The sequence below is a fragment of the Psychroflexus salinarum genome, from assembly GCF_042677225.1.
Taxonomy (GTDB): Bacteria; Bacteroidota; Bacteroidia; order Flavobacteriales; family Flavobacteriaceae; genus Psychroflexus; species Psychroflexus salinarum.
In genome coordinates, this window is the sequence record NZ_JBHTIV010000009.1 from 87,581 (window position 1) to 100,172 (window position 12,592).

The 12,592-nt window shown below is 33.0% G+C and carries 11 protein-coding genes; 7 read left to right on the forward strand and 4 right to left on the reverse strand.

Annotated features, from left to right (window positions below; genetic code table 11):
- Nucleotides 1–137 precede the first annotated feature (137 nt).
- Nucleotides 138–2,900 carry an outer membrane beta-barrel protein gene (locus ACFQ0R_RS08325; protein WP_379657915.1) on the reverse strand — a complete coding sequence of 921 codons (2,763 nt, stop codon included), beginning with the start codon at nt 2,898–2,900 and terminating at the stop codon, nt 138–140.
- Nucleotides 2,901–2,974: 74 nt separating this feature from the next.
- The gene (gene der, locus ACFQ0R_RS08330) at nt 2,975–4,279 is read right to left on the reverse strand and encodes a ribosome biogenesis GTPase Der (RefSeq protein ID WP_379657916.1); all 1,305 of its coding nucleotides are present in this window, start codon (nt 4,277–4,279) and stop codon (nt 2,975–2,977) included.
- A gap of 116 nt (nt 4,280–4,395) precedes the next feature.
- Here der and ACFQ0R_RS08335 point away from each other — a divergent pair, with 116 nt between their 5' ends.
- Nucleotides 4,396–4,902: a hypothetical protein gene (locus ACFQ0R_RS08335; protein WP_379657917.1), complete on the forward strand. Its 507-nt coding sequence runs from the start codon at nt 4,396–4,398 to the stop codon at nt 4,900–4,902.
- Here the strand turns inward: ACFQ0R_RS08335 and era are convergent.
- Complete coding sequence (era, locus tag ACFQ0R_RS08340) at nt 4,899–5,792, reverse strand: GTPase Era (protein WP_379658067.1); 894 nt, start codon at nt 5,790–5,792, stop codon at nt 4,899–4,901. The genes ACFQ0R_RS08335 and era overlap by 4 nt on opposite strands.
- Nucleotides 5,793–5,889: 97 nt before the next feature.
- On the opposite strand from era, the gene ACFQ0R_RS08345 reads away from it, so the two are divergent.
- From ACFQ0R_RS08345 to ACFQ0R_RS08365, 5 genes are all read left to right on the forward strand, one after another.
- Nucleotides 5,890–6,429 (forward strand): hypothetical protein, encoded by a 540-nt coding sequence (locus ACFQ0R_RS08345; protein WP_379657918.1) that lies wholly within the window; start codon nt 5,890–5,892, stop codon nt 6,427–6,429.
- 17 nt (nt 6,430–6,446) lie between these two features.
- Nucleotides 6,447–7,703, forward strand: coding sequence for a PAS domain-containing sensor histidine kinase (locus tag ACFQ0R_RS08350; RefSeq protein ID WP_379657919.1), 1,257 nt, complete (start codon nt 6,447–6,449; stop codon nt 7,701–7,703).
- A complete protein-coding gene (locus ACFQ0R_RS08355) occupies nt 7,696–8,733 on the forward strand; it encodes a response regulator (RefSeq protein WP_379657920.1) in 1,038 nt (345 codons plus the stop codon). Before ACFQ0R_RS08350 ends, ACFQ0R_RS08355 begins: the two co-directional genes overlap by 8 nt.
- 97 nt (nt 8,734–8,830) lie before the next feature.
- Nucleotides 8,831–9,622 carry a universal stress protein gene (locus tag ACFQ0R_RS08360; protein ID WP_379657921.1) on the forward strand — a complete coding sequence of 264 codons (792 nt, stop codon included), beginning with the start codon at nt 8,831–8,833 and terminating at the stop codon, nt 9,620–9,622.
- A 64-nt stretch (nt 9,623–9,686) separates the two neighbouring features.
- The gene (locus ACFQ0R_RS08365) at nt 9,687–11,138 is read left to right on the forward strand and encodes a hypothetical protein (protein WP_379657922.1); all 1,452 of its coding nucleotides are present in this window, start codon (nt 9,687–9,689) and stop codon (nt 11,136–11,138) included.
- Between the two features lies 1 nt (nt 11,139).
- On the opposite strand, the gene ACFQ0R_RS08370 is transcribed toward ACFQ0R_RS08365, so the two are convergent.
- Nucleotides 11,140–11,976: a universal stress protein gene (locus ACFQ0R_RS08370; RefSeq protein ID WP_379657923.1), complete on the reverse strand. Its 837-nt coding sequence runs from the start codon at nt 11,974–11,976 to the stop codon at nt 11,140–11,142.
- A 138-nt stretch (nt 11,977–12,114) separates the two neighbouring features.
- On the opposite strand from ACFQ0R_RS08370, the gene rimP reads away from it, so the two are divergent.
- A complete protein-coding gene (gene rimP / locus ACFQ0R_RS08375) occupies nt 12,115–12,588 on the forward strand; it encodes a ribosome assembly cofactor RimP (protein ID WP_379657924.1) in 474 nt (157 codons plus the stop codon).
- Nucleotides 12,589–12,592 lie beyond the last annotated feature (4 nt).

Below are 12,592 nucleotides of genomic sequence, written 5' to 3' on the forward strand. Positions count from 1 at the left end.
GTCTCAACTTATAAAGCATCGAATTTAAGGATCTTTACAAATTTATAGTAGTGAGTCAATGCTTAGCTCGTTTGAGCTAAGCATTGATAATTCGTTCTAGAATACTGATACTCGATATCTGATCCTGATTTAAAATATTAAAATCTCCGTTTAGAATTTGGGTCTTTCCCACCAAATTTGCTGAACTTATAAGTGAAACTCAACATTAAGTAACGTTCCAAAATCAATTGGTCTGTATCTTGAACGAAATCGTCTCCTGTCTGCCTACGTGTACCGATATTTTCATCTAGTAAATCGTAAACTTTAAACTTTAAAGTTGCATTATCTTTTGCAAATTGATAGCCTAAACTCATATTCCATTGTAAAGAAGTCGATCTAAAATCTGCAGCCACATTGCCATATTTGAAATAGGTGATATCATTACCAAATACCACATTTTTTGGCCAGTAAGTGGTCGCTTCCAAAGAAAAGTTCAAATTAGTAAATTCCTCATTCCTGTTGGCGTTTATGTTATAATTTCTAAAATTATAATCCAGACCAAATCCGGGATTCAACGTTATAACTTCATCTTTTTCGTAGGTAACACCTAAATAAGGAAAAACGACATAATTCTCACTTTGGAATTCTTGTCCATTTGTAAAACCCAGGTTTTTTGCATATTGACCAGATATATTACCTCGTAAACGGTAAGTGTCATCATTTTCTGACTTCAATTGTTTACTGTAGTAAAAGTTGATGCTTGCGTCTTGAGCGCCACTTATATTATCATAAGTCGTTCTTCTTAATAAATTTTGATCTGTAACAGAAACTGAAACAACTTGGTCTGAAACATAACTATAAGACATATAAAAACCGTATCCAGATCGTGTTCTAAAATCAAAATTATTAAAATTCACTCGTACATCTTGGTTAAAAGAAGGTTTCAGGTTGGGGTTTCCTTCTACGATATTCAGGGGATCAGTTTGAATGCTGACGGGCTGAAGCTGCTGTATTGAGGGTATATTATTATTATTTCGGTAATAAACGCTGAGACGTTTTGACCTTTCAAATTCATACCTGATGTTAGCACTGGCAAATAAATTATTGAAGTCATTATTAAACTCAATATTTTGAATCAGGTTTTCTGTTCTCAATTGAGTATTTAAAAGTCCAATGTTAAACCCTGTTCTTAATTTATCTGCTTCATATCTCAAACCAACACTAGGAATATGAGTTTCACCTTTTACTTTAAATTCATTACTTAATTCAGTATTAAAATCTGTATAACTATTGGTGTCATTATCAAAATCAAAAACATTTCTTTCATTTTTGCTTGATTCAATTTCATAAGAATAGGTCAAATCCAAAAACAAATTATCGGTCATTACAGATCTATATCGTGTTCGGATCTCATAAGTATCTGAGTTATTATCCTCTGAAATCAACTGATCTTGAACTTGAGAAGTTGGATTATCACCAAACGTTTCTCGTCTCGAAAAGAAGAAATTATCGCTTTCACTTTTTTCATTGTCATTGTCGAAAGAAAGATCCAAAAAAGCTCCTCTACTCCCAAATTTTCTTGTAAAAGACAAGCTATTACTAAAATTAGAATTAAGATTCTCATTTCTATTCTCTGTCTCTGAGGTGTTTATAATAGAACCTTCTGAGCCTAAAGACTCTGATAAATTAGAACTTTGAGTAATCCCTTTGTTTATATTGATGGATGGCCTTATAGAAATTCTAGTAAGACTATCTGGCTCGAAAGAAAAATTCATGTTTCCTCTGTGAGAGTCATTATCTCTGGTAGAGTTACTTTCAGAATTTGTAAAAAAAGTACGGTCTGGTAATATATTTTCTCTTCTGGTTGAAGTCCTTGTGTCAGTTTTATTACTTCCAAAGAAATAGTCTGAAGATACTTCGTACTTTTTATTCCACTCATTCACAAAACTTAATCCAGCGGTTTCAGATTTTGTAATACCGTTATTACTACCAAAATTTATTCCATTGATACCAAAACTTCCCCCACTCCTGGTAATGGTTCTAGCTCTTCTGCCCATTGCATCAAAAACTTCGTCAAAGGTAAAACCACTACTGTTGATATTGTTAGAACTTGCCAATACACTCACTCTCAAATCATCCTGAAAATAATTGGAAATACCACTCATTTCATACCTCTCATCAGTTCCACCTCCAAGAGTAGCTCTCAAGAAAAAGCCTCTATTTTTATCTTCGTCTATGGTGATATTGATAGTTTTATTTTCAGAATCACCTTCCTCGCCTGTAAATTCTTGAGAACGAGTTTTAGTATCAACTACCTGGATTTTATTGATAATTTCTTTTGGTAAATTTTTGGTAGCAATCTTTGGATCATTTCCAAAAAACTCTTTCCCATTCACTAGAATTCTTTGTACAGGCTTACCGTTTACAGTAATATTTCCTGCAGCATCGACTTCAACACCCGGTAATTGCTTAAGTGTTTCTTCAAGATTAGCATCTGGTCGAGTTTTAAATGAAGCGGCATTAAATTCTAAAGTATCTTTTTTGATTGTAATTGGTGAGCGATTAACATTTACTATAACTTCATCTAAATCGCTAGCTAGCTCTTGTAGTCGTATACTCCCAAGTTCTATTTTATTATCAGAAAGATTGATTGTTTTGGCATAAGGACGCATACCAGTAAAACTAATGTTAAGTCTAGATTTAGACTCTTTAGTTGAAAAAGACAGCTCAAAATCTCCTGAGCTATTTGATATTGTATAATTTAATAAAGTTGAATCTTTTAGGCTTTCTATAAAAACTGTTGCTGAGCTAAGACCTTGAGAAGTAAGACTATCAACAATTTTTCCCCTAATAGAGTATTCTTGAGAATTTGAAATGAAAAAAGTAAAAAATAAAATTGAGGCGTATAAAATTTTCTTCATAATAGGTCTGTCGGTTAACAAACCTAAGACTCAAAAAAAGTAAAGATGTATAATCTCAATGAAAAATATTTATTTTATTTCTTTCTCATGTAAATGGAAATTGGCACTCCAGTAAAATTAAATTCCTGTCTCAACTTATTTTCAAGAAAACGTTTGTATGGTTCTTTCACATATTGTGGAAGATTACAGAAAAACGCAAACTGAGGTTGTGGAGTTGGCAGCTGGGTAATGAATTTAATTTTCACGTACTTACCTTTTAAAGCAGGCGGTGGATTATCCGCAATGACAGGAAGCATTACATCATTAAGTAATCTCGTTTTGATTTTTGTGCTTCGGCTTTTGTAAACCTCAACAGCTGTTTCAATAGCTTTATAGATTCTTTGTTTATTCAAAACTGAAATAAATACAATCGGTACATCTACGAAAGGAGAGATTTCTCTTCGGATATTAGCTTCAAAATCTTTCATAGTATTGGTTTCTTTTTCAACCAAATCCCATTTATTGACTAAAATCACAATTCCTTTTCTGTTTTTCTCTGCTAGCCAGAAAATGCTTTGCACTTGACTGTCAAAACCACGAGAAGCATCCATTACTATAAGGCAAACGTCTGCATTTTCAATGGCTCTTACACTACGCATCACGGAGTAGAATTCAAGATCTTCCTTAACCTTAGCCTTTCTTCTAATTCCAGCTGTATCAACCAGTTTAAAATCAAATCCAAATCTTGTATAGCGAGTATCTATGGAATCTCTTGTAGTCCCTGCTATATCGGTAACAATATACCGCTCCTCACCTAGCAAAGCATTTATAAATGACGACTTACCTGCATTAGGACGTCCAACAATAGCAAATTTTGGTAAATCTTCCTCTTCTTCTATCTCGCGTTCAGGTAGTTTTTCTACTATAGCATCTAGTAATTCACCTGTACCACCACCACTTGTTGCAGAAATCGTATAATATTCTCCAAGTCCAAGGTTATAAAACTCAAGAGCGTCGGTTCTGTTTTTATTAGAATCTACTTTGTTCACACAAAGCACAACAGGCTTGTTTACTCTTCTTAATAGTTTCGCAACATCTTCATCCATTGGTGTAATACCAGTAATGACGTCGACCACAAAAACAATCACATCAGCTTCGTCAATCGCCAATTCTACTTGCTTATCGATTTCCTTTTCAAAAACATCATCACTTCCAATAATGTATCCTCCGGTATCAATAAGAGTGAATTCACGGCCATTCCAATCGGATTTACCATAATGTCTGTCACGAGTAACACCACTTACAGAATCTACTATAGCTTCTCTACGCTTAATCATTCTGTTAAAAAGTGTGGACTTTCCTACGTTTGGTCGACCTACAACGGCTACAATGCTATTCATTTTTGTATTTTAAATAATTTGCAAATCTAAGTCTTTAATTGCACATAATTCAATAATACTTAATTAAAGCTACAATATTAAAAATTTATGTAAATTTTGCCCCTTAATAAATCTTTATGGCTGAATTAATAAGTATTGAAGAGCTAAATGAGCAACTTAAACTCAAGCCGAGTTTCAGAGTTGAAATTTATGACACAAATATTCACGACCGATTTTCAGCAAATCAAAATGAGTTTTCGAAAACTGTGAAAATCAAACGTCTAGATGAACACATTTGGCTATCAATTCCAAAATCTAACAGAAAATATTATTCACCTCGATTACATATTGAAGTTGAACAGAAAGAGCACTTATGTGTTTTACATTGCACCTTTGGTCCTGATCCGGACTTATGGACAATGTTTATGTTTGTTCACTTTTTTTTAGGCTTATCATTTATCGGGTTATTCGTTTGGTTATATGCGAATATCACTTTAGATAACTCAAACACAACTGTTTACATTTTAATGTCACTAATAGTCATTTCCTGGATAGGCTTATACATTTTTGCAAGACAGAATCGGCAGAAAGCAACCCCACAATCCAAGCAATTACTTAAAGCATTATCAGAACTAATCCGTTAATTATTATCATATCCAAATCTTTTCAACTGGCTCGAATTGCTGCGCCAGTTTTTATTCACTTTCACATAGGTTTCTAAGTGAATTTTTTTATCAAAAAATTTTTCCAAGTCTTTTCTAGCTTCGGTACCTACACGTTTTATAGCAGAACCCTTGTGACCTAAAATAATTGCTTTTTGAGATTCTCTCTCTACCATGATTACACTTCGAATGTGGATAATCGACTCTGATTCCTCAAAACTTTCAGTCTCCACTTCTACACTGTAAGGAATTTCCTTTTTGTAGTGCATCAATATTTTCTCTCGGATTTTTTCGTTTACAAAAAATCGCTCTGGCTTATCTGTAAGTTGATCTTTAGGATAAAACGCAGGAGATTCTGGTAGTAATTCCAAAATTCTATTAAAAACTTCCGATACTCCAAAGTTTTCTAATGCAGAAATAGCAAAAATCTCAGCGTTCGGAAGTTGCTCCTGCCAATGTTTTTGTTGTTCCAAAAGCAATTCTTCATTTCCTTTATCAATTTTATTTAAAAGTAAAAGAACGGGCATTTCAGCATTTTGGATTTTTTTAAAAAAGGCTTCATCTTTTAATGCTTTCTCACCTAATTCTACGAGGTAGAGAAGTATATCAGCATCTTGAAAAGCTGATTTTACAAAATCCATCATTGAACTTTGCAACTCGTAAGCAGGCTTCATTATTCCAGGTGTATCGCTAAAAACCATTTGAAAATCTTCACCGCTCACTATTCCAAGTATCCTATGCCTCGTTGTCTGAGCTTTGTTTGTAATTATAGAAAGTTTTTCTCCAACAAAGGCGTTCATTAAAGTTGATTTCCCCACGTTCGGATTCCCTATAATATTGACGAATCCTGCTTTATGTGTTTTAGTTTCGATTGTATTTAATTTAAATTTCTACAAAAATAAGCAATTCAATCCAACCTTGAGCTCTCAAACTTAGGTTGAAACCTTATATTTGCTAAAAATCTAAATCATGAAAAAAATAGTAATCGCTTTAGTTTTGTTTTGCTCGATAAATGCATTCGCTCAATCAGATACTGACTTCACTTACACAGAATTTCACGAACCAAAACTGAACATTGGTTATCTCATCCTAGGAAATTTTGATGTGTCCTATGAATATCTTTTAAGCGAGGAGTCTGGCGTTGGTGTTAACTTAATGATTCCTTTTGACGATTATGTAGAATGGAATATCAATTACAATCTTACTGGTTATTACAGGTTTTATTTTGGAGATAATTATGCAGACGGTTTCTTTGCTGAAGTATTTGCCAATCTCAATAATGTAGAAGATAGAATTGACATAGAAGGCACTGATCCGGTTGAAAGAAGAGACAAAGACATTACAGATCTTGCACTTGGTCTTAGTGCAGGTTATAAATTGGTCTCTAGCGGAGGAGTTACCTTAGAAGCCTTTTTAGGCGGTGGCAGAAACTTGTTTAGCGAATACAATTCAAGCCGTAATTTTGATTTTGTGCTTAGAGCTGGCCTTAATTTAGGATACAGATTTTAATAAAAAACTAAGTTGCCTTGAGTCAAACCGATTTTCAAAAAAACTCCAAAATTTTCAGCCTACTTTTTGAAGGTATTTCAGAAGGAATAATAGTGGTAGATGAAACACAGCATGTTGTTGAAGTTAATTCATCGACCGAGGTGATGTTCGGCTACAAGAAAAATGAGTTAATTGGGCAACACCTAGACCTGCTCATCCCTAAAAAATACAGGGCAAATCATCATAAACATGTTGATAAATTTATAGATAAGTCTGAAAAAAGACAGATGGGCCATGGAAGAAATCTCCATGGCTTGAAGAAAAATGGTGAAATATTTCCTGTAGAGGCTGGACTCAATCCTTTCTTATATGAAGGTAAGCGTTATGTTATGTCACTGGTAAGTGATATAACTGAAAGGCAGACTCAAAAACTTAAAATTGAAGAACTCAACAAGGATTTAGAACAGAAGATCGAACAACGTACTGAAGAGTTGAAATTAACGATTGGTAAGCTACAAAACCTCAATTCAAAGCTAGGCAGTGAAGTCCAAAAACGTAAAGAAGCTGAATCTAAAACAAAAAAGGCTCTTCAGAAAGAGATAGAGCTCAACGAACTGAAAACCAAATTCCTGTCATTGGTTTCTCATGAATTCAAAACACCACTTAGCGGCATACTTACCTCTTCCACATTGGCCAAAAAATATACTGAATCCGAACAACAAGACAAGCGAGAAAAACATCTTAATACCATAAAAAACAAAGTACATTATCTCACTGGAATTTTAAATGATTTTCTCTCTATTGAACGTTTAGAATCTGGAAAAGTCACTTATAAATTTGAAGAATTTAGTCTGATCACACTCGTAAATGAAGTGATTTATAACGCGAATGTCACCTTAAAAGATGGTCAAGAAATTTTATATCCGCAAAATCTTCAGGATATCAGTTTAAAACAGGATAAACATGTTTTGGAATTGGTCTTATCAAATTTATTGAGCAACGCGATCAAGTATTCCTCAGAAGATACGACGATACATTTTGATGTTGAAACCTCTAAAGATAACTTGATTAAATTCAGAATAAAAGATGAAGGAATGGGAATTCCTAAGAAGGATCAAAAACACATTTTTGAACGTTATTTCAGAGCAGAAAACGCCCTTAACAATCAAGGCACTGGAATAGGATTGAATATAGCAAAAGTTCACCTTGAAAACTTGAAAGGCTCCATATGTTTTGAATCTGAAGAGGGTAATGGCACAACATTTTACATAGAAATACCTAAAATACATGAGTAAAAAAATTCTATTAATTGAAGATGATAAGACTGTGAGAGAAAATACCGCAGAACTTCTTGAATTGTCAAATTACAAAGTAGAAACGGCTTCAAACGGTAAAATTGGTATAGAGAAAGCACCTGCTTTTCTTCCAGACGTAGTGGTGTGTGATATAATGATGCCAGAGATGGACGGTTACCAGGTTTTAGAAAACCTGTCTAAAGATGATAATTTAAGAACAATACCATTCATTTTTTTATCAGCAAAAACAGATCATAAAGATGTAAGAAGAGGGATGAATCTTGGAGCAGATGATTATCTTACAAAACCTTTTGAGGAAGAAGAATTAATAGATGCTATAGAAAGCAGACTTGCAAAAGCGGACATCCTACTTTCTAATGAAACTAACCAAAAACCAGACTCGAGCCTTCAATCTTTTGAGGCTTTAAAAGATTTTTTTAGAAATGAACCTCTTAAGAATTTTGAAGCTGGCGAGCACATTTTCGAAAGCGGACAAACTTCAAACTCTATTTACCTAATTGAAAAAGGCGTAGTAAAAACCTACAAACTAGACGAAAACGGAAAAGAACTTATAACCGCTATCAATAAAGTAAATGATATTTTCGGAAACTTAAGCTTTACCAAACAATCTAGTCTTTCGGAATTTGCTTCTGCTTTAGAAGACTCCTCTCTTTATGAAATTTCTACAGAAAAAGTAAAGAAGCTTTTCAATGAACACCCTAAAGCCATGTTTGAATTTATTGATCAACTTGGTGAACATCTTAGCGAGACAAAATCTCAATTGATGGACATGGCATACAGCTCCGTAAGAAAAAAAACAGCTCAAAGCATTTTGTTGTTTTCTGAACGATTGAAGAAAAACAAACTCAGCCAAATCCGTATTTCCAGAGCAGATCTTGCAGCTGTTGCGGGAATAGCTTCAGAAAGTTTAATTCGCACACTTTCTACCTTTAAAAAAGAAGGAATTATCGATGTTGAGGGCAGAAACATCAAAATAAATGACTTTGAAGCTTTGGAGAGAATAGTTTAAAAAACTTCAAAAAATTATTTCAATAAAAGATAATCTGACTTTTATCATATTTTGAATTTGACTCTCCCTATACATTTGCATTCATAGAATTTTATCTATGAATATAGTATTGCTTTCGGACTTTTCTTCTGCATCCACACATATGTTGGAGTATGCTGCGATGCTTTTCAAAAACCAGAAAGTCAATTTCACAATTTTACACATTAAAGCTCCTTGTAAAGGTGAAAGCTGTAGCGGTAAATGCGGTGTTGTTTTCTCTCAAAATTTAAAAAAAGATCAAAATCTTCTAATAAAAAAGGGATATCATACAAATCAACTACAAACAAAATTTATAGAAGGAGCTTATATTGAAAGCATAAGAAGTGTTATTACAGAAGATCAGATAGATCTTATCATGCTTGGCAATTCCAATAAAGGAGCTTATAGTACTGGACTCTTCTTTGATAAAAAAACACTGGAGATTATAACAAAAGTGAAATGCTCGGTAGTACTTGTTCCTGAAGAAGCCACTATAGATTTACCACGAACAGCTTTATTGCCTACAGACTTTTCCATCACTTCGGACTATAGCATATTTAATATTTTGACATCTCTACCATTCGTCAATCAAACTCATCTTTCATTATTACCCACTGGCCTTAATAAAACTTTAGGGCCAAATAGAAAACACTCTAAAGAATTGATCTCAAAAGTGATTAATTCTTTAGAATTTAAGAGTGTAAAAGAAATTTACTCAACCAATAAAGCCTCTTGTATAAATGGCTTTGACTTAGTTATGGTTTTAGCAAAGAACCTGAGTATTTTTCAGGATTTATTTAGCTCTTCTATAGATTCACTCTGCAGACCAGAAGTACCTATTTTATTCTTACACGATTCCAGAAAATTGTGACAGATTTAAACTTGCTATAGTTTATTGCTTTTTTGTGTAAATTCAAGTCCCAAATCTATTTGAAATGAAAACCTATATACGTTTCACTCTTGCTATCCTGTTACTGTTAATCGTAGGTTTTTTTGTTACCAATTTTTTTGTGTCCAAAAAAGTTAAAACGCTTTTAACTGAAGAAAAATCCCTATCCTTCTCTGGGTTTGACGTAAATGCTTTCACAGGAAACTTAAGTTTAAAAGATGTAAAATTTGATGATGTTAGCAAGACAATAAAGATTAAAGAAATAGATATCAATGTTGATATACTTCATTATTTTTTAAACAAAGAAATCATAATTGAAAGTATTGACGCCGAAGAATTGGATTTAAAGCTGATATCTTCTTCAGATTCGAAAACAAAAGAAGGGAGAAAGTTGAAAATTGTTAGGATTGAAAAAATAAAACTCAAAGACGCTAACTTAATTTATGATAATAAGAATAAGACCGTGTTTGAACTCTTTAAGTTAAATCTTAAAGCTGAAAATGTGACCTGGCCACTGGATAAGAATTATAAATGGTTAGAAAACGAAACCATAGCAATCGATGCAAAAAAACTGAGATATACTATGGACACTTTGCATGATTTAACCTCTGAAGCTTTTCAGTTTTCAAAACATTCACTCACATTTACAGACTTTTCTATAAAACCTAAGTTCACTAAGTCAGACTATGTGAATCATATCAAAAAAGAAAAAGATCTGTTGAACATGAAGTCTAAAATTTTAAAGATTACCGGAATTGGACTACAAAAGAAAGATAGCTTGCTCCATGTCACCTCTAATAAAATTCAGATAGATTCTACAGGTTTCAACATTTATAGAGATAAAACGATTGCAGATGACACATCTTACAAAGCCTTATACAGCAAGTCTTTACGAGAGCTTGATTTCCAACTTTCTATTGATTCATTAATGATTTCTGAATTGGATTTAACCTATCAAGAATTATTGAATAATGATAGAAAAGCAAGTGAAATCAAATTCAATGCTATAGAAGCGCGAGTTTTAAATATTCATAACTCCTTAAATGCTAAGCGACCTGACATAAAAGTTGAAGCAAAAGCAAAATTTTCTAAAGGTTCTGAAATTATATTCAATTATAATTTTGTTCCAGATCATGAGCAATTTTACGTATCAACTGATTTGAAACAAATTGAAGACAAATCCATAAATGGTTTTTTTGCACCAGCAATGCGAATGGAAATGGATGGAACAATCAATGAAATAAGGACTTCTATAGCTGGAAGTAATACTGAAATGAACGGAGATTTCAGCATTGCTAATGAAAAATTGAAACTAAACATTCTCAAAAAAGATGGATCAAAAAACAACTTTGCAAGCTTAATAAGTAATGCTATTTTAAGAAATAAAGATGTTTATAATCAATACAAACTTGAAAAAGTAAAGAGAGATAGAACTAAATCATTTTGGAATTATGTATGGACATTTCATTTGCAAGGATTAAAAAAATCATTATTGTAATTTAAATTTTAAAGGTTATGATCGGTTTTTTAATATGATTTACTACATCCTCTGCTAAGCTACCACTTATAAAATGTGAAATTCCTTTTCTACCATGTGTTCCTATTCCGATTAAATCAGCGTCCATTTTAGAAGCAAGATTCCGAATCCCACGCTCAACAGTCACATCATTATAGATATGAAATTGAGAAGGTTTGAAATCTATATTTTTTACAAAGTCAGTAAACATAAGATCTAAGTCTTCTGTAGTTTTAAACTTATGAGGCGTATTGATATAAGCGAGTTGTAACTTAACTTCAAAAAGTACAGAAAAACTCAACGCAGTCTTAAAAGCCTTTCTGTTGCTTGGAGTAAGGTTGGAAACAAAAATAAAAGAACCGATTTTGAAAGTAGACATTTCTTCTTTAATAACTAAAACTGGAATTTCAGAATATCGAACCACTTTCTCTGTATTGGAGCCTACGAAGATTTCTTTTAAACCCTCAGAACCATTGGATCCCATAACTATAATATCACAATCATATTTTTTGGAAATAGTCATAATCCCATCAAAAGCTTCGTCAAACTCTACAGTCTCATGAACTTTGATACCTTTCAAATGGTCACTAAATTTACTAAAGGTTTCGGTAAATTTTTTATGAGCAAATTTCATAAAGAAAAGAGCTTCTGGAAGCTCAGACCCAACGCCTTCATTTAATGGGTCAATTAGCTGTAAAGGAAGATCGAGTAAATGAAGAAGGAAAATTTCTCCATCATACTTTTTAGCAATTTGAGCAGCAACCTTAAGAGCATTATCGGCTTGCTGAGAAAAATCGGTGGGGACAAGAATTCGTTTCATAATATACGTTTGGTGCTTTATCTAAAAATACATTAATTATAAAAAAATAGCCTCTTTTATAACTGATAAATTATTATTACATTTGCAAAGTTTTGAATATGAGGGGACAAATTAGTCCCCTCTTTTTATAAGTATAGAATGGCTTTAGAGAAAGAGCAAATAATGGCCCTGGTAAAAGAGGGTCTTCAAGAGGATGAAAGTCTATTCCTAATTGATTTACAGATTTCTGGCGGTAATAATATTAAAGTAATTATTGACGGTGATAGAGATTTATCTATTTCGGATTGTGTAAACATTAGCAGAGCTATAGAGCACAATTTGGATAGAGAAATTGAAGATTTCTCGCTGGAAGTAGCCTCATGCGGGGCAACTGAGCCATTAAAATATCCAAGACAATATCAAAAAAATGTTGGCAGAAAATTGTCTGTAACTACAGGTGAAGAAACTATTGACGCAGACTTAATTGGTATCGAAGACAATAAAATCCACCTAAAGTGGGTAGCAAAAGAGCCTAAGCCTGTTGGCAAGGGAAAGCACAAAGTGCAGAAAGAAGCAAAAATAGCTTTCGACGATATCGTAAAAGCTCAAGTTATAATAAATTTTAACAAATAAAGAT

What these genes read in the sequence shown, in the direction of transcription:
- ACFQ0R_RS08325 (WP_379657915.1), bottom strand. Translation starts at nt 2,900, where the DNA reads ATGAAGAAAATTTTATACGCCTCAATTTTATTTTTTACTTTTTTCATT.
- der (WP_379657916.1), bottom strand. Translation starts at nt 4,279, where the DNA reads ATGAATAGCATTGTAGCCGTTGTAGGTCGACCAAACGTAGGAAAGTCC.
- ACFQ0R_RS08335 (WP_379657917.1), top strand. Translation starts at nt 4,396, where the DNA reads ATGGCTGAATTAATAAGTATTGAAGAGCTAAATGAGCAACTTAAACTC.
- ACFQ0R_RS08345 (WP_379657918.1), top strand. Translation starts at nt 5,890, where the DNA reads ATGAAAAAAATAGTAATCGCTTTAGTTTTGTTTTGCTCGATAAATGCA.
- ACFQ0R_RS08355 (WP_379657920.1), top strand. Translation starts at nt 7,696, where the DNA reads ATGAGTAAAAAAATTCTATTAATTGAAGATGATAAGACTGTGAGAGAA.
- ACFQ0R_RS08360 (WP_379657921.1), top strand. Translation starts at nt 8,831, where the DNA reads ATGAATATAGTATTGCTTTCGGACTTTTCTTCTGCATCCACACATATG.
- ACFQ0R_RS08365 (WP_379657922.1), top strand. Translation starts at nt 9,687, where the DNA reads ATGAAAACCTATATACGTTTCACTCTTGCTATCCTGTTACTGTTAATC.
- ACFQ0R_RS08370 (WP_379657923.1), bottom strand. Translation starts at nt 11,976, where the DNA reads ATGAAACGAATTCTTGTCCCCACCGATTTTTCTCAGCAAGCCGATAAT.
- rimP (WP_379657924.1), top strand. Translation starts at nt 12,115, where the DNA reads ATGGCTTTAGAGAAAGAGCAAATAATGGCCCTGGTAAAAGAGGGTCTT.